Annotated in this window: 24 protein-coding genes; 10 read left to right on the top strand and 14 right to left on the bottom strand. The window is 72.9% G+C overall.

Annotated elements, in window-relative coordinates; all coding sequences use genetic code 11:
- Positions 1–44: 44 nt before the first annotated feature.
- Entirely contained in the window at positions 45–1,400 is a 1,356-nt protein-coding gene (locus ACFYXV_RS29635; RefSeq protein WP_389384539.1) for an MFS transporter, read from the top strand.
- On the opposite strand, the gene ACFYXV_RS29630 is transcribed toward ACFYXV_RS29635, so the two are convergent.
- The 4 genes from ACFYXV_RS29630 to ACFYXV_RS29615 form a co-directional block, all read right to left on the bottom strand.
- A complete protein-coding gene (locus ACFYXV_RS29630) occupies positions 1,387–2,178 on the bottom strand; it encodes a spermidine synthase (RefSeq protein WP_389384591.1) in 792 nt (263 codons plus the stop codon). The two genes, ACFYXV_RS29635 and ACFYXV_RS29630, sit on opposite strands and share 14 nt — an antisense overlap.
- An 83-nt stretch (positions 2,179–2,261) precedes the next feature.
- Entirely contained in the window at positions 2,262–3,107 is an 846-nt protein-coding gene (locus tag ACFYXV_RS29625; RefSeq protein WP_389384538.1) for a patatin-like phospholipase family protein, read from the bottom strand.
- A 98-nt stretch (positions 3,108–3,205) separates the two neighbouring features.
- The gene (gene tuf, locus ACFYXV_RS29620) at positions 3,206–4,387 is read right to left on the bottom strand and encodes an elongation factor Tu (protein WP_383350681.1); all 1,182 of its coding nucleotides are present in this window, start codon (positions 4,385–4,387) and stop codon (positions 3,206–3,208) included.
- A 258-nt stretch (positions 4,388–4,645) separates the two neighbouring features.
- Complete coding sequence (locus ACFYXV_RS29615; RefSeq protein WP_385462931.1) at positions 4,646–5,362, bottom strand: DNA alkylation repair protein; 717 nt, start codon at positions 5,360–5,362, stop codon at positions 4,646–4,648.
- A 49-nt stretch (positions 5,363–5,411) separates the two neighbouring features.
- On the opposite strand from ACFYXV_RS29615, the gene ACFYXV_RS29610 reads away from it, so the two are divergent.
- The 5 genes from ACFYXV_RS29610 (at position 5,412) to lnt (ending at position 9,578) form a co-directional block, all read left to right on the top strand.
- A complete protein-coding gene (locus ACFYXV_RS29610; protein WP_383350685.1) occupies positions 5,412–6,137 on the top strand; it encodes a TVP38/TMEM64 family protein in 726 nt (241 codons plus the stop codon).
- 48 nt (positions 6,138–6,185) lie between these two features.
- On the top strand, positions 6,186–7,064 hold the full coding sequence (locus ACFYXV_RS29605; protein ID WP_383350687.1) for an undecaprenyl-diphosphate phosphatase: 879 nt from the start codon (positions 6,186–6,188) through the stop codon (positions 7,062–7,064).
- A gap of 125 nt (positions 7,065–7,189) precedes the next feature.
- Positions 7,190–7,366, top strand: a complete 177-nt coding sequence (locus tag ACFYXV_RS29600) for a hypothetical protein (protein ID WP_099893904.1) — start codon at positions 7,190–7,192, stop codon at positions 7,364–7,366.
- Between the two features lie 69 nt (positions 7,367–7,435).
- A complete protein-coding gene (locus tag ACFYXV_RS29595; protein ID WP_385462936.1) occupies positions 7,436–7,906 on the top strand; it encodes a nuclear transport factor 2 family protein in 471 nt (156 codons plus the stop codon).
- A 67-nt stretch (positions 7,907–7,973) separates the two neighbouring features.
- The gene (gene lnt / locus ACFYXV_RS29590) at positions 7,974–9,578 is read left to right on the top strand and encodes an apolipoprotein N-acyltransferase (RefSeq protein WP_389384537.1); all 1,605 of its coding nucleotides are present in this window, start codon (positions 7,974–7,976) and stop codon (positions 9,576–9,578) included.
- On the opposite strand, the gene ACFYXV_RS29585 is transcribed toward lnt, so the two are convergent.
- Entirely contained in the window at positions 9,517–10,428 is a 912-nt protein-coding gene (locus ACFYXV_RS29585; protein WP_385462942.1) for a Gfo/Idh/MocA family protein, read from the bottom strand. The genes lnt and ACFYXV_RS29585 overlap by 62 nt on opposite strands.
- 82 nt (positions 10,429–10,510) lie before the next feature.
- On the opposite strand from ACFYXV_RS29585, the gene ACFYXV_RS29580 reads away from it, so the two are divergent.
- Positions 10,511–11,035, top strand: a complete 525-nt coding sequence (locus tag ACFYXV_RS29580) for a DinB family protein (RefSeq protein WP_385462945.1) — start codon at positions 10,511–10,513, stop codon at positions 11,033–11,035.
- Between the two features lie 196 nt (positions 11,036–11,231).
- Positions 11,232–11,786 carry a hypothetical protein gene (locus ACFYXV_RS29575; RefSeq protein ID WP_389384536.1) on the top strand — a complete coding sequence of 185 codons (555 nt, stop codon included), beginning with the start codon at positions 11,232–11,234 and terminating at the stop codon, positions 11,784–11,786.
- A gap of 30 nt (positions 11,787–11,816) precedes the next feature.
- Here ACFYXV_RS29575 and ACFYXV_RS29570 read toward each other — a convergent pair whose 3' ends face one another.
- The 8 genes from ACFYXV_RS29570 to ACFYXV_RS29535 form a co-directional block, all read right to left on the bottom strand.
- Positions 11,817–12,341 carry a hypothetical protein gene (locus ACFYXV_RS29570; RefSeq protein ID WP_385463010.1) on the bottom strand — a complete coding sequence of 175 codons (525 nt, stop codon included), beginning with the start codon at positions 12,339–12,341 and terminating at the stop codon, positions 11,817–11,819.
- 95 nt (positions 12,342–12,436) lie between these two features.
- Positions 12,437–13,105 (bottom strand): uracil-DNA glycosylase, encoded by a 669-nt coding sequence (locus tag ACFYXV_RS29565; protein WP_383351888.1) that lies wholly within the window; start codon positions 13,103–13,105, stop codon positions 12,437–12,439.
- 184 nt (positions 13,106–13,289) lie between these two features.
- Complete coding sequence (locus ACFYXV_RS29560) at positions 13,290–14,873, bottom strand: ABC transporter substrate-binding protein (RefSeq protein ID WP_385462950.1); 1,584 nt, start codon at positions 14,871–14,873, stop codon at positions 13,290–13,292.
- Between the two features lie 152 nt (positions 14,874–15,025).
- Complete coding sequence (locus tag ACFYXV_RS29555; protein WP_359177321.1) at positions 15,026–15,799, bottom strand: SDR family oxidoreductase; 774 nt, start codon at positions 15,797–15,799, stop codon at positions 15,026–15,028.
- Positions 15,800–15,818: 19 nt separating this feature from the next.
- Positions 15,819–16,580: a 3-oxoacyl-ACP reductase FabG gene (fabG, locus tag ACFYXV_RS29550; protein ID WP_030860786.1), complete on the bottom strand. Its 762-nt coding sequence runs from the start codon at positions 16,578–16,580 to the stop codon at positions 15,819–15,821.
- Between the two features lie 178 nt (positions 16,581–16,758).
- A complete protein-coding gene (locus ACFYXV_RS29545) occupies positions 16,759–17,142 on the bottom strand; it encodes a DUF3037 domain-containing protein (RefSeq protein WP_385462955.1) in 384 nt (127 codons plus the stop codon).
- Complete coding sequence (locus ACFYXV_RS29540; protein WP_389384535.1) at positions 17,139–17,978, bottom strand: HipA family kinase; 840 nt, start codon at positions 17,976–17,978, stop codon at positions 17,139–17,141. Before ACFYXV_RS29540 ends, ACFYXV_RS29545 begins: the two co-directional genes overlap by 4 nt.
- Positions 17,979–18,036: 58 nt before the next feature.
- Positions 18,037–18,648, bottom strand: coding sequence for an isochorismatase family protein (locus tag ACFYXV_RS29535; protein WP_383351865.1), 612 nt, complete (start codon positions 18,646–18,648; stop codon positions 18,037–18,039).
- Between the two features lie 76 nt (positions 18,649–18,724).
- Here ACFYXV_RS29535 and ACFYXV_RS29530 point away from each other — a divergent pair, with 76 nt between their 5' ends.
- Positions 18,725–19,183 (top strand): pyridoxamine 5'-phosphate oxidase family protein, encoded by a 459-nt coding sequence (locus ACFYXV_RS29530; protein WP_385462962.1) that lies wholly within the window; start codon positions 18,725–18,727, stop codon positions 19,181–19,183.
- A gap of 4 nt (positions 19,184–19,187) precedes the next feature.
- Here ACFYXV_RS29530 and ACFYXV_RS29525 read toward each other — a convergent pair whose 3' ends face one another.
- Positions 19,188–20,090 carry a LysR substrate-binding domain-containing protein gene (locus ACFYXV_RS29525; protein WP_383499103.1) on the bottom strand — a complete coding sequence of 301 codons (903 nt, stop codon included), beginning with the start codon at positions 20,088–20,090 and terminating at the stop codon, positions 19,188–19,190.
- Positions 20,091–20,164: 74 nt separating this feature from the next.
- Here ACFYXV_RS29525 and ACFYXV_RS29520 point away from each other — a divergent pair, with 74 nt between their 5' ends.
- Positions 20,165–21,109 carry a DMT family transporter gene (locus tag ACFYXV_RS29520; protein ID WP_389384534.1) on the top strand — a complete coding sequence of 315 codons (945 nt, stop codon included), beginning with the start codon at positions 20,165–20,167 and terminating at the stop codon, positions 21,107–21,109.
- The last annotated feature ends 21 nt before the right edge of the window (positions 21,110–21,130 follow it).

Raw genomic sequence — 21,130 nt, 5'->3', positions numbered from 1 at the left:
CGAATCCGTTTGGATTCTCGGCCCGGGGCGTGGATAGTCCGGGGGTGAGCTCTCCCCCCGCCGCCGCGTCCCGTCCGACCGCACCGCGCCGCCGCCCCGCCTGGGCCGGCCGCAACTACACCCTGCTCACGGGCGCCGCGGTCGTGACGAACCTCGGCAGCCACGGAGCGCTCATCGCCTCCGCCTTCGCCGTCCTGGAGGCGGGCGGGTCAGGCGGCGACGTCGGTCTCGTGGCGGCGGCCCGCACGCTCCCGCTCGTCCTCTTCCTGCTCATAGGCGGCGCGCTCGCCGACCGGCTGCCCCGCCACCGCGTCATGGTCGCGGCCAACGCCCTCAACTGCGTCTCGCAGGCCGCGTTCGCCGTCCTCGTCCTGACCGGACACCCGCAGCTGTGGCAGATGATGCTGCTCACCGCCCTCTGCGGCACCGGCACGGCCTTCTTCAACCCGGCTGCCGAGGGCATGCTGCTCTCCAGCGTCTCCGGGGAGCACGCCAACCGCGCCTTCGCCCTCTTCCGCATGGCCATGAACGGCGCGGGCATCGGCGGGGCGGCCCTCGGCGGAGCCATGATCGCCGCGGTCGGCCCGGGCTGGGTCCTGGCCGTCGACGCCGCGGCGTTCGCGCTCGCCGGAGCACTGCGCGCCTTCCTCGACGTCCGCCAGACCGCCGACCGGGCTCCCGGCGGCGGACTGCTGGCGGACCTGCGCGAGGGCTGGGTGGAGGTCCGGACCCGGCCCTGGCTGTGGAGCATCGTGCTCCAGTTCTCCGTGGTCGTCGCCGTCGTCGGCGCCGCGGAGGCGGTGTACGGGCCCCTGGTCGCGCGGGACCAGCTGGGCGGGCCGGCCCCCTGGGGCCTGGCACTGGCCTTCTTCGGCATCGGCACCATCGCGGGGGCCGTCCTGATGATGGTGTGGAAACCGCGGCGGCTGCTGCTGGTGGGCACCCTGTGCGTGTTCCCGCTGGCCCTGCCCTCGGCGGGTCTGGCGGTGCCGCTGCCGGTCTGGGGGCTGTGCACGGTGATGTTCGTCAGCGGAACGGCCATCGAGGTGTTCGGCGTGAACTGGATGACGACCATGCACCAGGAGATCCCGGAGGAGAAGTTCTCCCGGGTCTCCGCCTACGACTGGTTCGGCTCGGTGTCGATGCTCCCGCTGGCCACCGCCCTGGCGGGCCCGGCCGAGGCCGCGTTCGGCCGCACCTCCGCCCTGTGGGGCTGCGCCACGCTGGTCGTACTGGGCACTGCGGCGGTCCTCTTCGTCCCGGACGTACGCCGGCTCACCCGCAAGCCCGCTCCCCCGAAGGCCGTCTCGGTCCCGGCCGCCACCGCACCGGCCGCCACCGCACCGGCCGTCACCACCCCCGTGCCGGAGGGCGCGCCCACCGGCGTCACCCCAGGCTGAACGCGCCCTCCGGCGGCTCCGGCGAAGCCACGGCGTCCACGTCCGCCACCGGCAGGGCCCCCTTCATGAACCGGGCCAGGGCCGCCCCCTCCTCGACCCGCGCCGGGAACGCGTCCGCCGCGCACCTGCGCGACAGCGCGGCCACCGGCAACCGCGCGTCCGAGGCGAGCAGTACGGCGTTCCCGAACCGCCGCCCGCGCAGCACGCCCGGCTCCGCGACGAGCGCGAGCTCCGCGAACACCGCGCCGAAATTGGCGAGCTGGGCCCGCAGGAAGCCGAACGGCGCCCCGTCGGCGAGGTTCGCCGCGTACACCCCGCCGGGCCGCAGCACCCGCGCGGCCTCCCGCGCGTACTCCACGGAGGTCAGCTGCGCCGGTACGCGCGAGCCGCCGAACACGTCGGCGACGAGTACGTCCGCGCTGTCCGCGGCAGCCCCCTCCAGCCAGGCCCGGGCGTCGGCGGCGTGCACGGTGACGTCCGATCCGGCCGCCAGCGGAAGGTGCTCCGCGACCAGCTCCACCAGGGCCGCGTCGAACTCCACGACCGCCTGCCGGGAGCCCGGCCGGGCCGCCGCCGCGTAGCGGGGCAGCGTCAGCGCGCCGCCGCCCAGGTGCAGCAGGTCCAGGGGCGACCCCGGCTCCGCCACGCAGTCCAGAACGTGCGCGAGCCGGCGTACGTACTCGAACTCCAGGTGGCCGGGATCGTCGAGGTCCACGTACGACTGCGGGGCGCCGTCGACGGTCAGCAGCCAGGCCCGCTCCCGGTCCACGTCCGGCATCAGTTTGGCGGTGCCCTGGCCCACGTCCCGGACGACCGGGATCTGTTCGTCGCTCACCGCACCATTGTCCGGCAGGCGGCGGGTCAGCCCGCCCAGACCGCGGCCGCCTCGGCGGCGTGCTCGGCGGCCTGCGCGAGCCCGGCCCGGGCCGCCGGGTCCCGCCGCGCCGGGTCCAGGACGTTGCGCCCGAAGACCTTGCGGGCCCGTGCCGACGGGGTGATCAGCAGCACCCGCGCCCCCGCCTCCCGCAGCCGGGCCGCCTGGGCGGCCGGCGAGGGGACGAGTCCGGAGCCGAGCGCCATCGGCGCGAGGATCACCACCCGCGAGCAGCCGGAGGCCAGGTCGGCGTTGGTCGCGGACCGGATCCCGCCGTCGATGAACCGCCGGCCGCCGACCGTGACCGGCGGCCACACCCCCGGCACCGCGCAGCTCGCCGAGACCGCGTCGACCAGCCCGGCCCCGCTCTGCCGGTCGAAGGCGGCGAGCTCGCCGGTGAGCGCGTCGACGGCGGTGACGACGAGCCTGCGCTCGGGCCACGCGTGCGAGACGAGCCGGGCCTCCAGCACCTTGCGCCGCTCGGCCTCCTCGCCGGTGTCGGCGGCCAGCGCCAGGGCGCCGACCCGCCTGCGGTAGGCCTCCGGATCCCGCGAACGCACCATCGCGACGGCGTACCGGGCGATGAGCCCCGTACCCAGCCGGGCGGCGACCTCGCCCGAGGGATCGCCGAGCTGGCGCTCGTACAGCTCCTGCGGGCTGAGCAGCCCGGAGGTGAGCTGGGCTCCCACCACCGAGCCGGCGGAGGTGCCGACGACGAGGTCGGCGGCGGTCAGGTCCACGCCCGCCCGCGCGAGCCCGTACAGGATGCCCGCCTCCCAGCCGACGCCGGTGAGTCCCCCGCCGCCCAGCACCAGTGCCGTATCGCCGCTCATCCCGGCCCGCCCCTCTTCGTACGCCCGTGGTGACGGCAGTCTGACGCAACCGGACCGCCGCCACCACGGCGGGGACGCCTCCGCGTGCGGTACCCGCGTCAGTCGAGGACGGCCGAAACCGTCCCCGCGCCAACGGTCCGGCCGCCCTCGCGGATCGCGAAGCCGAGCCCCGCCTCCAGCGGCACGTCCCGTCCGAGCTCGACGGTCATCTCGACCGTCTCCCCCGGCCGGGCCACCCCGGCCGTCCCCAGGTCCACGTCCCCGACCACGTCCGCGGTGCGGATGTAGAACTGGGGCCGGTACCCGGTCGCCACCGGGGTGCTCCGGCCGCCCTCCCGCGCGGAGAGCACGTACACCCGCGCCGCGAAGCGGCGCTTGGGCACGACGCTGCCGGGCGCGGCGACGACCTGCCCGCGGCGCACGCCCTCGCGCGGCACCCCGCGCAGCAGCAGCGCCACGTTGTCCCCGGCCTCTGCGGATTCCATCGGCTTGCCGAAGGTCTCCAGGCCGGTCACCACGGTCAGGGCGGGCTCGCCGTCGCCGCCGAGGACGGCGACCCGGTCGCCCGTGCGGACGCTCCCGCGCTCGACCGCGCCGGTGACGACCGTCCCGCGCCCGGTGATGGTCAGCACGTTCTCGACCGGCAGCAGGAACGGCGCGTCCGTGTAGCGCACCGGCATGGGCACGTACGTGTCCACGGCGTCCAGCAGCGCCTCGATCGCCCCGGTCCAGCGCGGGTCGCCCTCCAGGGCGCCGAGTCCGGAGACCCGTACGACCGGCGCGCCGTCGCCGCCGTATCCGTTGGCGGTGAGCAGCTCGCGGACCTCCAGCTCGACGAGGTCGGTGAGCTCGGGGTCCCCGGCGTCGGCCTTGTTGAGCGCGACGACGATGTGGTCGACGCCGACCTGCCGGGCGAGGAGCACGTGCTCGGCGGTTTGCGGCATGACCCCGTCGAGCGCGGAGACGACGAGGATGGCCCCGTCGAGCTGGGCGGCGCCGGTGACCATGTTCTTGACGTAGTCGGCGTGCCCGGGCATGTCCACGTGGGCGTAGTGCCGGGTGTCGGTCTCGTACTCGACGTGCGTGAGGTTGATGGTGATGCCGCGCCGGGCCTCCTCGGGGGCCCGGTCGATGCGGTCGAACGGCACGAAGGAGGCGCCGCCGCGCTCGGCGAGGACCTTGGTGATGGCGGCGGTGAGTGTGGTCTTGCCGTGGTCGACGTGACCCATGGTGCCGATGTTGAGGTGCGGCTTGGTGCGCACGAAGGCCGTCTTGGCCATGATGTCTTCCCGAATGCCTGCGAGCCGGAGACGGGACCCCTGGAGCGAACCGACCCTCCCCCTGTGGGGTCCGCCGGACGATCCGGGAAGGGTCAGCTTCGTGCGCCGTCGAATGCGGCGAAGGCGGTTGCCTCGAAGAGGAGGACGGCAGCCTTCGGCGCGTCCGCGACTGCGGACGGCGCTGCGGGGAAGGCGTACCGGAACATGCCCCCGATCCTGCCGCAGGGCCGGGCCCGCGTCGAATGAATTTCCCCCCGGTCAGAGGTTCTTGAGGGCCTCGCGCACCGACAGCGGGGAGAGCGAGCCCCGCTGCGCCGCGACGAACGCGCGGACCGCCTCCGGATCCGTCTTCGCGTACTCGCGCAGGGCCCAGCCGATGGCCTTGCGGATGAAGAAGTCCGGGTGGCCGCTCTGGCGGCGGCAGTACGCGAAGAGCCGCTCGGTGTCCGTCGCGGACTTGTAGCGCAGCTGGTGGAGGAGGGCGGTGCGGGCGAGCCAGAGGTCCTCGTCCCCGATCCACTCGTCCATCACCGCCGGCAGCTCCGGGTCGGCGGCCACGAGCGGACCGGCCGCGTGCGCCGCGAGGAGGTCGACGGTGTCCCACCACGGGACCGTGACGATCAGCCGCCGCAGCACCGGCAGGAACCCCGAGGAGCAGACCCCGACATGGCGCCGCAGGTAGTCCACCGCGAAGTACTGGTACTCGCGCTCCGGCAGCTCCCAGCAGCGCAGCACGAGCGCCGCGACGTCCGCCTCCGCCGGCTTGGCGGTCCCCTCCGTCACGGCCTTCGACAGCTCGCGCCGCAGCGGGGTGCGCAGGCCGAGGAAGGGTGCGACGTCCTTCATGTACGCGGCCATGGCCGCGGCCCGCTCCGGGTCGGCGGCCGCGCCGTACGCGGCGGTGAGGCGCTCCACGAGGGTGTCCGCGAGGGCGCTGCGCGGGGCCTTCGGGGGTCGCTGGTCGTTCGGCCGCATGAGGCCCAGATTACGGCGCCGCGCCGCGTTCGTCGGCTACTCTCCCCGGATGTCCCTCCTCCTCGCGCCGTGGACCCGGCTGTCGCTGCTCGTCGTGCTGCTGCTGGCGGCCGGCGTGTGCGTCGTGCTGTACGAGCCGCAGCGCATCCTGTCGGAGGGCTGGCCCCCGGGGCTGCCGGTCGGCGCGGCGGTCCTGCTGTTCGCCGCCGCGTACGGGGCGGGCACGGCGGCCCTGGTGCCGCGTCCCCTGCTCAACCTCGCGGCCGGAGCCGTCTTCGGCATCCCCTTCGGCCTGGCCGCGGCGGTCGGCGGCTCGGTCATCGGCGCCGGGATCTCGTTCGGGCTGGGCCGGATGATGGGCCGCGACGCGGTCCGGCCGCTGCTGCGCGGCCGCTGGCTCCGGGCGGCCGACGACCAGCTGGCCCGGCACGGCTTCCGCTCGATGCTGGCGGTCCGGATCTTCCCGGGCCTGCCCTTTGCGGCCGCCAACTACCTTGCGGCCGTGTCCCGTTGCGGCTGGCTGCCCTTCCTCCTCGCGACGGCGATCGGCGTGGTCCCGAACACCGCCGCGTACGTGGTCGCGGGCGCGAGCGCCTCCTCCCCGGACTCCCCCGCCTTCCTCGCCTCCTTCGGCTTCATCGCCGTCTCCGCGGTGGCGGCCGCGGTCGTCGGGTGGCGGGGGCGGCACCGGCTGGCGCCCGTACCGGCGTGCGAAACGCGCGATCCGGAGCCCGTACACCCCCCTGTGGTCAGCGCCGCTCCCCACGGGCCCTAGCATCGGACCCGAACTGCCCGACGATCACAAGGACGAGCGCACCCCGACATGAGCTGGTTCGAATCCCTAATCCTCGGTCTCGTCCAGGGGCTTACGGAGTTCCTCCCGATCTCCTCCAGCGCCCATCTCCGGCTGACCGCGGCATTCGCCGGCTGGCAGGACCCGGGCGCGGCCTTCACCGCGATCACGCAGATCGGCACCGAGGCCGCCGTGCTGATCTACTTCCGCAAGGACATCGCGCGGATCATCTCCACCTGGTTCCGCTCGCTGTTCACCGCGTCGCTGCGCTCGGACCAGGACGCCAAGATGGGCTGGCTGGTGATCGTCGGATCGATCCCGATCGGTGTGCTGGGCATCGCGTTCAAGGACCAGATCACGGGCCCGGCGCGCGACCTGCGCCTGACCGCCACCACCTTGATCGTGATGGGCGTCGTCCTCGGCATCGCGGACCGGCTGGCCGCCCGCGACGAGGAGGGGGGCCGGCACCGCGCCGTCCGCGAGCGCAAGACCCTCAAGGAACTGGGCATCAAGGACGGCCTGATCTTCGGTCTGTGCCAGGCGATGGCCCTGATCCCGGGCGTCTCCCGCTCCGGTGCGACGATCTCCGGCGGTCTGCTGCTGGGCTTCACGCGCGAGGCGGCCGCCCGCTACTCGTTCCTCCTCGCCATTCCGGCGGTACTGGCCTCGGGCGCGTTCGAGATCAAGGACGTCGTCGAGAGCCCGGGTCACATCACCTGGGGTCCGACGATCTTCGCCACGGTCATCGCCTTCTTCGTGGGCTACGCCGTCATCGCCTGGTTCATGAAGTTCATCTCCAGCAAGAGCTTCATGCCCTTCGTGATCTACCGGATCGCCCTGGGCATCGCGCTGTTCGTGCTGATCGGCATGGGCGTGCTCAGCCCGTTCGCCGCCGAGTCGGCCGGCTGACACCGGCCGCACTCACCGCTTCGCGTGAACCGGAGGCCGCTCGGGAACGTTCCCGGGCGGCCTCCGCGTCGTTGTGCCTGAAGAGACCTGACAGAGACCGGCAGGCAAACAGCAGGGGGTGTCCCATGGGTCGAGTGGTGCTGGAGCGGTTTCCGGCCGGAAGTCCGAGGGGAAGCTGGCCCGCCGAGGAGTACGCGGCGGAGCGGATGCGCGAGGGCGTGCCGGCGGAGGTGGTGATGGACCTGGCCACCGACGCGTTCCTCGTCGTGGTCCGGCAGCGGGAGGCGCATTCCGGTCACTGATCCACCGTGTGCGGATCAGGTCCGCGCACGCCCCTTGGCCTCGCCGCCCCGCACCCCCACACTGACCCGATGACGCAGCGTGTGGACCTGGCCACGGTCATGGACCGGATGGCGATCGACGAGGTGGTCACGGGGTACGCGGTGGCCGTGGACGACGGCGACTGGGCGGCCTACCGGGCGCTGTTCACGCCCGCCGGGCGGGCCGACTACAGCTCGGCGGGCGGGATCGAGGGCCCGGCCGCGGAGGTCTCGGACTGGCTCGCGGAGACGATGAAGCTCTTCCCGGTGCGCCAGCACCTCATCGTGAACCGGCTGATCCGGCTGGAGGACCGCGGCGGCTGGCCGGGCGACCGGGCCGAGGTGCGGGCGGACTTCCTCAATCCGATGCGGCTCGCCGGACCCGAGTTCGACGGGACGGTGACCGCGCCGAATTTCGTGGCCGCCGGCCGCTACGCCTTCGGCCTCGCGCGCGCCTCCGGCGGCGGCTGGCTGCTCACCGGCGTCACCGTCCACGAGAAGTGGCGGCACATGACCGCCTAGCCCGGAGTGAACCTGTTCGAGCGGCCGCCCGGACGGCCCTGTTCCACACTGGAAGCGGAGGCGCGCCATGGTCGCGAAGCGGATCCGGTACCGGCGTGCGGCGGCCGCGGTCGCCGCCGGGGCGCTGCCGTGCCTCGCCTTCCCCGCCCCCGCGCTCTGGTGGTTCGCCTACGTCGCCCTCGTGCCCTGGATGCTGCTGCTGAGGTCGGCCCCGACCGGGCGGCGCGCGGCCCTGGAGGGCTGGCTCGGCGGCGCCGGGTTCATCGTCGCCGTCCACCACTGGCTGCTGCCCAGCCTGCACGTGTTCCTGCTGCCGCTGGCCGCCCTGGTGGGGCTGCTCTGGATCCCCTGGGCGCTCCTGGTGCGGGAGTTCCTCGGCGGGGTTCCCGATCCGGGCCGGGCGACGGCCGCGCTGCTCCTCGTACCGGCGGGCTGGCTGCTGTCCGAACTGGCCCGGTCCTGGCAGGGGCTGGGCGGGCCGTGGGGGCTGCTGGGGGCCAGCCAGTGGCAGGTGCCGCCCGCGCTGCGGCTCGCTTCGGTGGGCGGGGTGTGGCTGGTGAGCCTGTTGGTGGTGGCGGTGAACTGCGGGCTGGTGCTGCTGATCGCCGTGCCCGGGGCCCGGATCCCGGCGGTGGCCGGGGTGACGGGTTGCGTGGTGCTGACGGGGGCGGTGTGGCTGTGGGTGCCGCGGCCCGAGGCATCGGGCGCGCTGCGCGTGGCCGTCGTACAGCCGGGCCCGGTGGCGGACGGTCCGGACAGCACGGAGCAGCGGTTCGCCGCCGGGGAGCGCCTGACGCGGGGACTGACCGGGCAGCGGGTGGACCTGGTGGTGTGGGGCGAGAGCAGCGTCGGGGCCGATCTGGCCGCGCGCCCTGACCTGGCCGCACGGCTGGCCGCCCTGTCCGCAGAGGTCGGGGCCCCGCTGCTGGTCAACGTCGACGCCCGGCGGCCGGAGGGCCCGGCGCTGACGGCCCCCGCGCCCGTCGCGGCCGCCGCCCTGCCCGAGGGGGGCATCTACAAGAGCTCCGTCCTCGTCGGCCCGCGCGGACCGACCGGCGACCGGTACGACAAGATGCGCCTGGTCCCCTTCGGCGAGTACATACCGGCCCGGTCCCTGCTCGGCTGGGCCACCTCGGTCGGCAAGGCCGCCGGCGAGGACCGCCGGCGCGGTGCGGAGCCGGTCCTGATGAACCTCCCGGGGCGGCCCGGTGTCCGGATCGGCCCGCTGGTCTGCTTCGAGTCGGCCTTCCCCGACATGAGCCGCCGCCTCACCCGCGACGGGGCCGCCCTGCTGATCGCCCAGTCGGCCACCTCCAGCTTCCAGCACAGCTGGGCCCCCGCGCAGCACGCCTCGCTCGCGGCCCTGCGCGCGGCGGAGGACGGCCGCCCGATGGTGCACGCCACCCTCACCGGAATCAGCTCGGTGTACGGCCCGTCCGGCGAGCGGATCGGCGCGGCACTGCCCACCTCCGCCCGCACGGCGCAGGTGTACGAGGTCCCGCTCGCCCGCGGCTCGACGTACTACGTCCGCTTCGGGGACTGGCCCGTGGGGGCCTGCCTCGCGCTGCTGGCGGCGTACTGCGCGGCCGAGGGCGCCCGGTCGCTCGGGCTCAGGAAGCCCGCTCCTGCTCCAGAGCCGACGACACCACCCGCTCGCACAGCTCGTGGGTGAGCAGTGCGTCGCGGGCGCTGAGCGTCTTGCCCGCCGCCACGGACTCCAGGAAGGCGTCCACGACCTGCTCGATGCCGCGCTGGCGGGCGACCGGCACCCAGTCCCCGCGGCGCCGCACGGTCGGCTGGCCGCGGTGGTCGATGATCTCGGCGAGGTTGACGACCTGCCGCTTGGTGTCCTGCCCGGAGACCTCCAGGACCTCCTCGGTGGAACCGGAGAGCCGGTTCATGATGCCGAGCGCGGTGAAGCCCGGGCCCGACATCTGGAGGACGACCTGGTGCATCAGCCCGTCCCGGACCTGGGCGCGGACGTCGATGTGGTCGGCCTCGCCGGGGAGCAGGAAGCGCAGGGTGTCGACGACGTGGATGAAGTCGTCGAGGACGAACGTGCGCGGGTCCTCGGGCAGTCCGACGCGGTTCTTCTGCATGACGATCAGCTCGCGCGGGTGCTCGGCGCACTGCGCGTAGCCGGGCGCGTGGCGGCGGTTGAAGCCGACGGCGAGCGAGACCGCTCGCTCCTCGGCGAGTTCCACGAGCCGGCGCGAGTCCTCGATCTCGTAGGCGAGCGGCTTGTCCACGTAGGTCGGCACGCCCGCTTCGAGCAGCCGCGCCACGATCTCGGGGTGAACGGCCGTCGGGGCGTGCACGAATGCCGCGTCGAGGCCCTCGGCCAGCAGCCCGTCGAGGGCGGAGTGGCGGCGGGCGGCCGGGACGTGGTGGACCTCCGCGATCCGCTCCAGCGTGGCCGGGGTCCGGGTCTGCAGGTGCAGTTCCACGCCCGGGCGGGCCGTGAGCACGGGCAGGTACGCCTTCTGGGCGATGTCGCCGAGTCCGATGACGCCGACCTTCACCGGGAACCTCCTGGTTGATCCTTGCGGGACCTCCGCAGCTTAATCCCTGGTGGCGGGGGCCGCGTTCGCCGAGGATGGCGGCATGACCACCACCACCGGATCCCACCGCACCGAGCCGTCCACCACCGCGAACGAGCGGGAGATGCTGGACGGCTGGCTCGACTACCACCGCGCCACCCTCGCCTGGAAGTGCGAGGGCCTCGGCGACGGGGAACTGCGCCGCGCCGCGCTCGCCCCGTCCGAACTGAGCCTGCTGGGCCTCGTACGGCACATGGCGGAGGTGGAGCGGTACTGGTTCCGGGAGATCATGCTGGCCGAGGACCTCCCCGAGCTGTACTGCACGCAGGAGGACCCGGACGGGGACTTCCACTTCGGCCCCGGCGACACGTGGGCCGAGGCCGAACGGACCTGGCAGACCGAGGTCGAGCTGGCGCGGCAGGCCGCGGCGGGCCGTTCACTGGACCTGGTCTCGGACGCCGAGAGCCACCACCGCGGCGAATCCTTCAGCCTGCGCTGGGTCTACACGCACATGATCGAGGAGTACGCGCGCCACAACGGGCACGCGGACCTGCTGCGCGAGCAGATCGACGGCGCGACGGGCGACTGACGCGGCCCGTACGGCGGGCGTTGGCGGGCGTACGACGGGCGTTGCGGCGGGCGTTGCCGTGGCCGTACGGCCACCGCCCGCCTGATCGCGGCGCGCAGGTGACGGGCGGGTGTCCGGCGGATGTCCGTCACCCGTGCGGGGTCAATTTCGGCTCCGGGTTTTCGCAACGGGGTCCTCGCACAGCAGAGTTGCGCGAGTGCATCCAACGCGAACCACGACAAAGCTGCTGCTCGGAGTCGCCTGTGCCGTCTCGGCCGTCTCCGGCTGCGTGAATGTGACGCCCGCCCCGATGCAGCCGGCGGCCGCCCCCGGGACCGCTGCGGCGCCGCCCCGGCACGAGCCGCGCGGCGGACCGGGGGCCGTGCCGGTGGAGGTCCAGGCGCCCGCTCTGGAGGCCCTGAAGGCGGTGCCGGGCCAGGCGGGACGGCCGGCGGCCACCGCTGGAGGCGTGAAGTCCGCGCCACGGGGCACCGAGGCCGCGGCGGGCACCGGCGCCCCGGCGGCCGGGACGGCCTCACAGGCCGCCCCGCCGGTGCCGGACATCCCGGAGCCGCGCCGCCCCGCCCGGGGCGCCCCAGGGGGCAAGGGCGGCCGTATGGACCCCTCGGGGCCGGACGCGGAGGTTCCGCGCGAGCTGGTGAAGGAGATGCCGGTCCGGCCCGCCGACGTCTGCGCGCTGGGCCGCCGGCACGGCCGCTGGCACCCGGACAGCCCGGAGGCCCGGATCTGCGCGGGCGTCCACGGCGGCTGATCGAGCACCCCGGGCCCGGTCGACGCGACGCTAAGGGTGCTGCTCCGGGAACGGCCGGCGCCCCCCGCGCGGTTCCCCGGCCAGGCGCCGCTCCAGCCGGGCGATGGCGGCCCGTACGCCGTTCCCGTACCCGTCGTCGGACAGGGCCCCGGTGGCGGCCCTGGCGCGGGCCAGGTGCAGCCGCGCCGCCTCGGGCCGCTGGAGTTTGACGTAGTCGGCGGCCAGGTTGAGGTGCAGCGACGGGTAGAACACGCGCACGGCCGGATGGGGCTCGTGCTGCGCGGGCAGTCCGTCGCGCGGCCCCGGCCCCAGCCCCTCGGCGGCGGTCAGGGCCCGCAGGTCCCAGGCCAGTTCGTCGGCGGGATCGTCCTGGGCGTCGGCCATGTAGTGCGCGAGCGTGCAGCGGTGGAGGGAGTCGCCGTCCTCGGCGATCTCGGTCCAGATCTCGCCGAGGCGGTTGCGGGCCTCCTCGCGGTCACCGGCGTGCAGCAGGATGACGGCCTGGCCGATCCTGGTCATGACGGCGTCCTCCGACGCCTCCTGCTGCTCCGTCACGGCGGCCTCCGGCTCGCTCTGCCAGACCTGCTCCGGTCTGATCGTCACGACGCTAACCGGAGGCGCCGGTTCTGGCACCGAGGCGCGGTGGGGCGTCAGCCCAGGTCCGGGATCGTCCAGTCGATCGGCTCATGGCCCTGCGCCGCGACGGCCTCGTTGATCTGTGTGAAGGGCCGGGAGCCGAAGAACTTCTTGGCCGACAGCGGGGAGGGGTGGGCGCCCTTGACGACCGCGTGCCGCTCCTCGTCGATCAGCGGGAGCTTCTTCTGGGCGTAGGCGCCCCACAGCACGAAGACGGCCGGGTCGGGACGGTCGGCCACGGCGCGGATGACGGCGTCCGTGAACTTCTCCCAGCCCTTGCCCTTGTGCGAGTTGGGCTCGGCCTCGCGGACGGTGAGCACCGCGTTGAGCAGCAGGACGCCCTGCTGGGCCCACGGCATCAGGTACCCGTTGTCCGGGATGGGAGTGCCCAGCTCGGCGTGCATCTCCTTGTAGATGTTGCGCAGGGAGGGCGGGGTCTTGACCCCGGGCCGCACGGAGAAGCACAGGCCGTGGCCCTGGCCGGCGCCGTGGTACGGGTCCTGGCCGAGGACGAGGACCTTCACCTGGTCGAAGGGCGTGGCGTCGAGGGCGGCGAAGACCTGCTCCTGGGGCGGGTAGACCGGCCCGTTCGCCCGCTCCTTCTCGACGAACTCGGTGAGCTCGTCGAAGTAGGGCTTCTCCAGCTCGTCGCCGAGGACGGGGAGCCAGGACTCGGGCAGCATCTGGGTCACGTCTACAACCTCCGGTACAAGTGTCGCGCGACTGCGCGGTGCAACAGCTCAGAACCTACCGGGGGCCACTGACAACGCCGCATCCGCGGGCGCCCGGAGGCTCCCGCGGATGCGGCGTGGGCGGGGCGGGTCGTGCGGCTGCCGACCGGTCCTGCGGCCGCCCGCGGTCCCGCGGCTACCAGCTGGTCTTGCGGTACAGCTCCCACATCTGCATGGCGGTCTGCGGGTCGAGCGCCCGCTCGGCGCCCGCGATGTCCTCGCGGGCGGCGACGTACAGCTTGCCCTGCCACAGCGGCAGCAGCCGGACGTCCTCGGCGAAGATCTGCTGGGCCTGCTCGAACTCGCGGATCCCTGCCGAGCGGTCGCTCTCGCGGCGGGACTTGGGCAGCAGGTCGTTGAGGATCTCGGCGGGCTCGTACGGGGTGCCGACCGCGTTCTCCTTGCCGATGAACGGCGCGATGAAGTTGTCCGGGTCCGGGAAGTCGGGGAACCAGCCGCGGCCGAAGACCGGGTACTCGCCGTTCTTGTAGCCGACCTGGAAGACCTTCCAGGGCTGGCCTCGCAGGGTGACCTTGAACAGGTTGCTCTCGTCCAGCTGGCGCTTGAGCTCGGTGAACTCGTCGGCGGTGGAGGCGCCGTAGCGGTCGGTGGTGTACCAGAAGGTCAGCTCGACGGGCTGGGTGATCCCGGCGTCCTTGAGGATCTTCTGGGCCTTCTTGACGTCCGCCTGGCCGTACTTGTCGTAGAACGGCGTCTTGTGGCCCACGACCCCCTTGGGAACCATCGAGTACAGCGGTTCGGCGGTGCCCTGGTAGACCTTGGAGACGATCGCGCCGCGGTCGACGATCTGGGCGATGGCCTGGCGCACCGCCGGCTTGGCGACCTGCGGGTCCTTGGGGTTGAAGACCAGGTAGCGGATCTCGGCGCCGACGTTCTCGACGACCTGGACGCCCTGTGAGTGCGACGCCGGGGTCTGGAGGTCCTTGATCTCGGGGGCCGACAGACCGCGGTAGGTGGCGTCGATCTCCTTGGCCTTGAGCGCGGCGACCATCTTGGTGGAGTCCGCGAAGTAGCGGATCGTGACGCCGTCGTTGCGCCGGTTGGCGAAGCCGTTGTAGGAGGCGTTCTTGCCGAGGACCGCCTCGCCGCCCTCCTTGTACGAGTCGAGGACGAACGGGCCGGAGCCGGTGATCTTGTCGCCCTCACGCACCTTGTCGGCCGGGTAGTCCTTGGGCGCGACCAGCGAGGCGGCCGGCGAGCCGAGGACGAAGGGGAAGGTGGCGTCCGGGGTCTTCAGGTGGAAGACGACCGTCAGCGCGTCCGGGGTCTCGATCTTGTCCAGGCTGCCGAAGAGGTCCTTCGGGCCGGTCTTGGAGTTGATCGTCCGGATCCGGTCGAGGGAGTGCTTGACGGCCTTGGCGTCGAGCGGCTCGCCGTCCGAGAACTTCAGGCCCTTTTTCAGGGTGCAGCGGTACGACTCGTTCCCGGAATCCGTGAACTCGCAGCCCTGGGCGGCGTCGGGCTGGGGCTTGGTGGCGCCCGTCGGGAATGCCAGCAGGGTCTGGTAGACGTTCCGGTACAGCTCCCAGGAGCCGTCCCAGGCCGCGGCGGGATCGAGGGTGCTCGGGGCGCTCGTCGTGCCGACGACGATTCTCTTCACGGCGTCGCCGCTGTCGTCCGAAAGCAGACCGCATCCGGCGAGCAGGGATATGGACGCAAGGGCTGCAGTGATCTGCAGGCATCTGGTCCGGATGAACACGTGCACGCTCCTCGATCAGCCAGGGGTGCGGCAGACCCTACCGCAGTGCCTCACAAATCCAATGGGCAGGTTTCATGTGACACTTGACCGATTTCGTGCGTGTTAGGTACGCATTTGCCTCCCCCTGGGAGGCAAATGCGTCCGATTATCGATCAGTGCACTCCGGCATTGAGGAACATTCCCCCGTCGACGACGAGAGTTTGACCTGTGATCCATTCCGCTTGTGCAGATGTAAGAAAAGCCGCCGCCCCACCGATGTCCGCCGGAACCCCCAGCCGGCCGAGCGGGTAGGCCGCCGCGGCCTCCTGCTCCCGGCCCTCGTAGAGCGCCTGCGCGAACTTCGTCTTGACCACCGCGGGGGCGATCGCGTTGACCCTGACCCCGGGTGCCATCTCGTGGGCGAGCTGGAGGGTGAGGTTGACCATGGCGGCCTTGCTCATCCCGTACGCGCCGATGAAGGGCGAGGCGGAGACCCCGGCGATGGAGGCGATGTTCACGATCGCGCCGCCGTTGTCCTTCTGCCAGGCGTGCCAGGTCCGCTGGGCGAACCCGAGCGCCGAGATCACGTTGGTCTCGAAGACCTTGCGCGCCACGCCGAGGTCCAGGTCCGCGATCGGACCGAACACCGGGTTGGTGCCCGCGTTGTTGATCAGGAAGTCGACCCGCCCGAAGGCCTCCATCGTCCGCTCGACCGCGACGGCCTGGTGGGCCTCGTCGTGCGCCTTGCCGGCCACCCCGATCACCCGGTCCGCGCCGAGCGCCTCGACGGCCTCCTTGAGGGCGTCCTCGTTGCGCCCCGTGATGCACACCCGGTCGCCTCGGGCGACGAGCGCCTCGGCGATGCCGTAGCCGATGCCCCGGCTCCCTCCGGTGATCAGCGCGACCTTGCCGCTGTCCGCCGCCCTCTGCGTGCTGCTGTCGGTCATGTGCTGCGCCTGCCTCTCGTCAGTTGAGCGGGCCGCCGGCCACGTACATGACCTGGCCGGAGACGAAGCCGGCGGCCTCGCCCGTGAAGAAGGCGATCGCGTTGGCGATGTCGTCCGGGCGGCCGACGCGCTGCACCGGGATCTGCGTGGCCGCGGCGGCCTGGAACTCCTCGAAGCCCATGCCCACGCGCGCGGCCGTCTGGGCGGTCATCTCCGTGACGATGAAGCCGGGGGCGACGGCGTTGGCGGTGACGCCGAACTTGCCGAGCTCGATGGCCAGGGTCTTGGTGAAGCCCTGCAGGCCGGCCTTGGCGGCGGAGTAGTTGACCTGCCCGCGGTTGCCCAGCGCCGAGCTGCTGGAGAGGTTGACGATGCGGCCGAACTTGGCCTCCACCATGTACTTCTGACACGCCTTGGACATCAGGAACGCACCGCGCAGGTGGACGTTCATGACCGTGTCCCAGTCGTTCTCGCTCATCTTGAAGAGCAGGTTGTCGCGCAGCACGCCCGCGTTGTTGACCAGGACGGTCGGCGCGCCCAGGGTGCTCGCGACACGCTCGACGGCCGCCTCCACCTGCGCCGCGTCGCTGACGTCGCAGCCGACCGCGAGGGCCTTGCCGCCGGCCGCCGTGATCGCCTCGACGGTGTCCTTGCAGGCCGCCTCGTCGAGATCGAGTACGGCGACCGCCCGGCCCTCGGCGGCCAGGCGTACGGCGGTGGCCGCGCCGATGCCCCGGGCCGCCCCGGTCACGATCGCGACGCGCTGCTCGGTGGTGGACATGGTGGATCTCCTCGCCCTCGGAATCCTCATCAGCGGCTCCCCATTGGTGAGCAACCGCTTAGTAGCTTCAGCTGAGGAGACGCTAGGAGCCCTGGCACCCGGTGTCAACGGCACCGGGCCCCAGGGCTCTCACGCCGCGGCGGCCGCCGTACGGATCTTCGTACGGATCCCCGTACGATCAGCGGACCAGCAGGTCCAGCAGCCGTTCCACCTCGGCCTCAGGGTCGGCCGTCAGGCCGGTGTGCACCGGCCCGGGCTGCACCACCGTGCTGCGCGGGGCGATCAGCCAGCGGAACCGGCGGCCCGCGTCGTCGCCCGCCGCCTGGCCGGCACCCTCGCCTCCGCCGCACAGGCCCTCGACGGCGCGCAGCGCCGCCCGTACTCCCGCGACGTCGGCCTTCGGGTCGAGGGCGAGGAGTTTGGCCTCGTCCAGGTGGGTGCGCGCGGCCGCGAAGGAGCGGGCCCGGCAGTAGACGATCACACCGGCGTTGAAGCACTCGCCGCGCTCCACCCGGGGCACCACGCGCACCAGTGCGTACTCGAACACGTCCCGCTTGGTCACTCGCTGTCGCTCTTCATCTTCCGGGGACGGGGGTCGAGGCGGTCGGCGAGCCAGCCGGGCGGACCCGTCCTGACCTTCACCTCGGCCTCCATCGTGATCCTCTCGTGGATCGTGGCCGCGCGCGGCAGCAGTACGTCCAAGTAGGCGCGGCGCAGCGCGTCGGTGGAGTCGAAGCCGGGCTCGTCGACCAGCCACTCGTCGGGCACGTCGGCGACGACCTCTTCGAGCAGCTCCCGCGTCACCAGGGGCGCGAGCTTGGCGGCGGCCGCCGCGATGTCCGGTCCGACGGGGGCCAGGACGTGGTCGGAGGCGTTGTACGGCTTGGCGGCGGCGCTCTGGGCGGTGGGCCAGTTGTGGTGCCAGATCATCGTGGCGCCGTGGTCGATGAGCCACAGGTCCCCGTGCCAGACCAGCATGTTCGGGTTGCGCCAGGACCGGTCGACGTTGTTGATCAGCGCGTCGAACCAGACCACGCGGCCGGCTTCGGCCGGGTCCACCTGGTAGGCGAGCGGATCGAAGCCGATCGACCCGGGCAGGTAGTCCATCCCGAGGTTGAGTCCGCCGCTGGCCTTCAGCAGCTCCTGGACCTCCTGGTCGGGCTCGCCGAGCCCGATCACGGGGTCGAGCTGCATCTGCACCAGCCGCGGGACCCGCAGGCCCAGCCGCTGGGCGAGGCGTCCGCAGACTACTTCGGCGACCAGGGTCTTGCGCCCCTGGCCGGCTCCGGTGAATTTCATGACGTAGGTACCGAGGTCGTCGGCCTCGACGATCCCCGGGAGCGAGCCGCCCTCACGCAAGGGCGTGACGTAACGGGTCGCGATCACTTCGGACAGCATCCGCCCAGGTTACGGGGGCCGGTGCGGGGAGCGCGCCGCCCGGGCCGGAGCACGCCGCTCAGGCGCCGGCCCACCGCTCCAGCAGGGCGTCGGTGGTGGTGACGGTCGCGACGAGCGCCAGGCAGTTGCGGATCACCTCGGCGGTGTACGCGGCGGGCACCCCCGCGATGGCGTCGGAGGGGACCACGACCCGGTAGCCGAGGTTCACGGCGTCGAAGACGGCGTTCGGAATGGCGATGTTCGAGGAGACCCCGGCGACGACGAGGGTGCGGATGCCGAGGTTGCGCAGGAGGGGGTCCACGTCGGTGCCGGCGATCGGCGAGAGCCCGTGCAGCCGGCGGACCACCAGGTCGTTCCCGGCCACCTCGATGGGGGCCGCCACCTCCACCGCCGGGCTCCCCGACAGCTGCCGGACGGGCAGCTTCCCGGCGGCCCGGAACAGCCGCGCGTTGTCGTTGGCGGCCAGCCCGTCGGGCCGCCGCTCGGCGATCGCGTGCAGCACCTGCACGCCGGCCGCGTGCGCGGCGTCCACCAGCGCGGCCACCCGCCCCAGCATCCCCGAGTCCCTCGCCTCTTTGGCGAGTTCGGGCAGGGCGCTCTCCTCGCCGACGACGCCGCTCTGGCACTCGACGGTGAGCAGCGCGGTGGTGGCGGGATCGAGTTCCGGCATGGCTCCCCCTGGTGTGACGGCGACCGATCCCGCATGATTCCTGACACTCAGTCAGATGTGAAGGGGTGCGGGACGGATGGACGGATCACAGCGGCGGGGCCGCCGCATCATGATGACCGACGAGGAAGTGGACGCCTTCCTGCGCGAGCAGCGCACCTGCCGGGTGGCGACGGTCTCCGCGGACGGCCGCCCGCACGTGGGGGCCCTGTGGTTCGCCTGGGACGGCACCTCGCTGTGGCTGTACTCGATCACCCGCAGCCGCCGCTGGTCGGACCTGCGGAAGGATCCGCGGATCTCGGTGGTCGTGGACGCGGGCGAGGCGTACGACGAACTGCGCGGGGTGGAGCTCTCCGGCAGCGCGGTCTTCGTGGGCGAGGCCCCGCGCACGGGCGAACCCTGCCCGGAGCTCGCCGAGGCGGAACGCCTCTTTCCGGCCAAGAACTTCGGCATCGAGGAGATGCCGCACGACGGACGCCACGCCTGGATCCGCCTCACCCCGGAGTCGGTCGTCTCCTGGGACTTCCGCAAGCTCTGAGGCACTACTCGACCGCGGCGGCGGCCTGTTCGAGTGCCGTCACGGCGGCCCTGATCGAGGGCCGCCGGTCCGCGTCCGCCCGCCACACGACGTACACGTGACGCCGGACGGAATCGCTCACCGGCAGCAGCCGGACCCCGGCCGGCACCGGACCCCGCCCGAGCCGGGGCGCGACGCACACCCCGAGCCCGGCCTCCACGAAGGCGAGCTGGGTGTGGTGCTCCTCGGCGATGTGCGCGATGCGCGGCTCGACGCCGGTTCCGCGCAGCGTGTACACGAGCCACTCGTGGCAGAACTGGCCCTCGTTCCAGGAGATCCAGTCGTCGTCGGCGAACTCGGCCATGGAGATCCGGTCGCGGTCGGCCAGCCGGTGGCCGGCCGGGACGGCGATGTCGCAGGAGTCGTCGAGGAGGTGTGCCCGGGCGAGCTCGGCGGGGACCGGCATGCGCTTGTTGTGCCAGTCGATGGCCAGCGCCAGGTCGAGGTCCCCGCGCACGACCGCCGCCATGCTGTCCTCCGGCTCCTGCTCCCGTACGCGGGTCCGCAGTTCGGGGTGGCCGGCGCGCAGGGCGGTCAGCGCCTGGGGCAGCAGCCCGCGCATGGCCGTCGGGAAGGCGCCGATCCGCAGCTCGCCGACGGCGCAGCCCCGCTGGGCCTCGACGTCGGCCTGGGCCAGCTCGACCTGGGAGATGATGCGTGCCGCGTGATCGGCGAGGAGCCGTCCGGCGTCCGTGAGCCGGACCCCGCGGCCGTTCTTGGCCAGCAGCGGCTGGCCCACCTCCCGCTCCAGCTTGGCCATCTGCTGGGAGACGGCGGAGGTGGTGACGTGGAGCCCGTCGGCCGCCCCGCTCACCGAGCCGTGGCGGGCGAGGGCGTCGAGGGTGCGCAGGCGCTCCAGGTTCAACATGTAAGCAATGCTACGCCGTCCCCGCGATGAAATCTCGCTTGTCCTACGTAGTTGAGCGGAGCAGAGTTCTCCTCATGAGCGCACCCGCCACCCCTCGTCCCGCCCCTGGCCTCACCCTCTCCCCGCCGGTCACGGCGGCCCGCACCGCCCGCGTGGACTGGCGGATCCGCTTCGCGGTCCTCTCGGTGGTCTGGGGCTTCAGCTTCTTGCTGATCAAGGTGGGCACGGAGGCCTACGCCCCCTTCCAGGTGGCCCTCGGGCGGGTGTTCTTCGGGGCGCTCGCGCTGCTGACCGTGCTCCTGGTCCGCCGCGAGCCGCTCCCCCGCGGCCGCCGCACCTGGGCCCACCTGTTCGTGGCGGCGTTCCTGCTCAACACCGCCCCGTTCTCGCTGTTCGCGTACGCCGAGCTGAGCATCCCGTCGAGCCTGGCCGGGATCTGCAACGCGACCTCGCCGCTGTGGGGGATGGCGCTGTCGATGGTGGCCCTGTCCGAGGACCGCCCCACGCGCCGCCGCGTCGCCGGCCTGGGCCTGGGCTTCCTCGGGGTCCTGACCGTCCTCGGCGCCTGGCAGGGCTTCTCGGGCATCGACGCCAAGGGCACCGCGCTCGCCCTGCTCGCCTCGCTCTGCTACCCGATCGGCTGGATCTACGTCCGGCGCACGCTGGCCTCGGTCCCGGGCTCGCCGGTGGCGCTGACCGGCGCGCAGCTGATGGTGTCCACGCTGCAACTGCTGGCGGTCAGCGCGGCCTTCACCTCCGCCCCGGCCTCGTTCCCGCTCTGGCCGACGCTGTCGGTGATCGCGCTCGGCGCCCTGGGCACGGGGATGGCCCTGCAGATGCAGTACGGGCTGGTGACGGAGATCGGCCCGACCACGGCCCAGATGGTCACGTACTTCATCCCGGTCATCGCCACCACGGCGGGCGTCCTGCTCCTCGGCGAGCAGCTCCACTGGAACACCCCGGTGGGCGCGGCGATCGTCCTCGCGGGGGCGGCGCTCACCCAGACCCGCCGCCGCTGAACCGGTACGGCGGGACGCGCG

The sequence above is a fragment of the Streptomyces sp. NPDC002181 genome (genome assembly GCF_042890485.1).
Taxonomy (GTDB): domain Bacteria; phylum Actinomycetota; class Actinomycetes; order Streptomycetales; family Streptomycetaceae; genus Streptomyces.
The sequence above is the reverse complement of the archived record's forward strand: the minus strand, read 5'-3'. Positions and strand labels throughout refer to the sequence as shown.

Bases quoted from the DNA above. Each gene is read 5' to 3' on its own strand.
- ACFYXV_RS29605 (WP_383350687.1), top strand. From the start codon at position 6,186: ATGAGCTGGTTCGAATCCCTAATCCTCGGTCTCGTCCAGGGGCTTACG.
- ACFYXV_RS29600 (WP_099893904.1), top strand. From the start codon at position 7,190: ATGGGTCGAGTGGTGCTGGAGCGGTTTCCGGCCGGAAGTCCGAGGGGA.
- ACFYXV_RS29555 (WP_359177321.1), bottom strand. From the start codon at position 15,799: ATGACCGACAGCAGCACGCAGAGGGCGGCGGACAGCGGCAAGGTCGCG.
- ACFYXV_RS29630 (WP_389384591.1), bottom strand. From the start codon at position 2,178: ATGCCGGACGTGGACCGGGAGCGGGCCTGGCTGCTGACCGTCGACGGC.
- ACFYXV_RS29565 (WP_383351888.1), bottom strand. From the start codon at position 13,105: ATGCTGCCCGAGTCCTGGCTCCCCGTCCTCGGCGACGAGCTGGAGAAG.
- ACFYXV_RS29595 (WP_385462936.1), top strand. From the start codon at position 7,436: ATGACGCAGCGTGTGGACCTGGCCACGGTCATGGACCGGATGGCGATC.
- lnt (WP_389384537.1), top strand. From the start codon at position 7,974: ATGGTCGCGAAGCGGATCCGGTACCGGCGTGCGGCGGCCGCGGTCGCC.
- ACFYXV_RS29580 (WP_385462945.1), top strand. From the start codon at position 10,511: ATGACCACCACCACCGGATCCCACCGCACCGAGCCGTCCACCACCGCG.
- tuf (WP_383350681.1), bottom strand. From the start codon at position 4,387: ATGGCCAAGACGGCCTTCGTGCGCACCAAGCCGCACCTCAACATCGGC.
- ACFYXV_RS29610 (WP_383350685.1), top strand. From the start codon at position 5,412: ATGTCCCTCCTCCTCGCGCCGTGGACCCGGCTGTCGCTGCTCGTCGTG.
- ACFYXV_RS29530 (WP_385462962.1), top strand. From the start codon at position 18,725: ATGGACGGATCACAGCGGCGGGGCCGCCGCATCATGATGACCGACGAG.
- ACFYXV_RS29525 (WP_383499103.1), bottom strand. From the start codon at position 20,090: ATGTTGAACCTGGAGCGCCTGCGCACCCTCGACGCCCTCGCCCGCCAC.
- fabG (WP_030860786.1), bottom strand. From the start codon at position 16,580: ATGTCCACCACCGAGCAGCGCGTCGCGATCGTGACCGGGGCGGCCCGG.
- ACFYXV_RS29615 (WP_385462931.1), bottom strand. From the start codon at position 5,362: ATGCGGCCGAACGACCAGCGACCCCCGAAGGCCCCGCGCAGCGCCCTC.
- ACFYXV_RS29625 (WP_389384538.1), bottom strand. From the start codon at position 3,107: ATGAGCGGCGATACGGCACTGGTGCTGGGCGGCGGGGGACTCACCGGC.
- ACFYXV_RS29520 (WP_389384534.1), top strand. From the start codon at position 20,165: ATGAGCGCACCCGCCACCCCTCGTCCCGCCCCTGGCCTCACCCTCTCC.
- ACFYXV_RS29535 (WP_383351865.1), bottom strand. From the start codon at position 18,648: ATGCCGGAACTCGATCCCGCCACCACCGCGCTGCTCACCGTCGAGTGC.
- ACFYXV_RS29540 (WP_389384535.1), bottom strand. From the start codon at position 17,978: ATGCTGTCCGAAGTGATCGCGACCCGTTACGTCACGCCCTTGCGTGAG.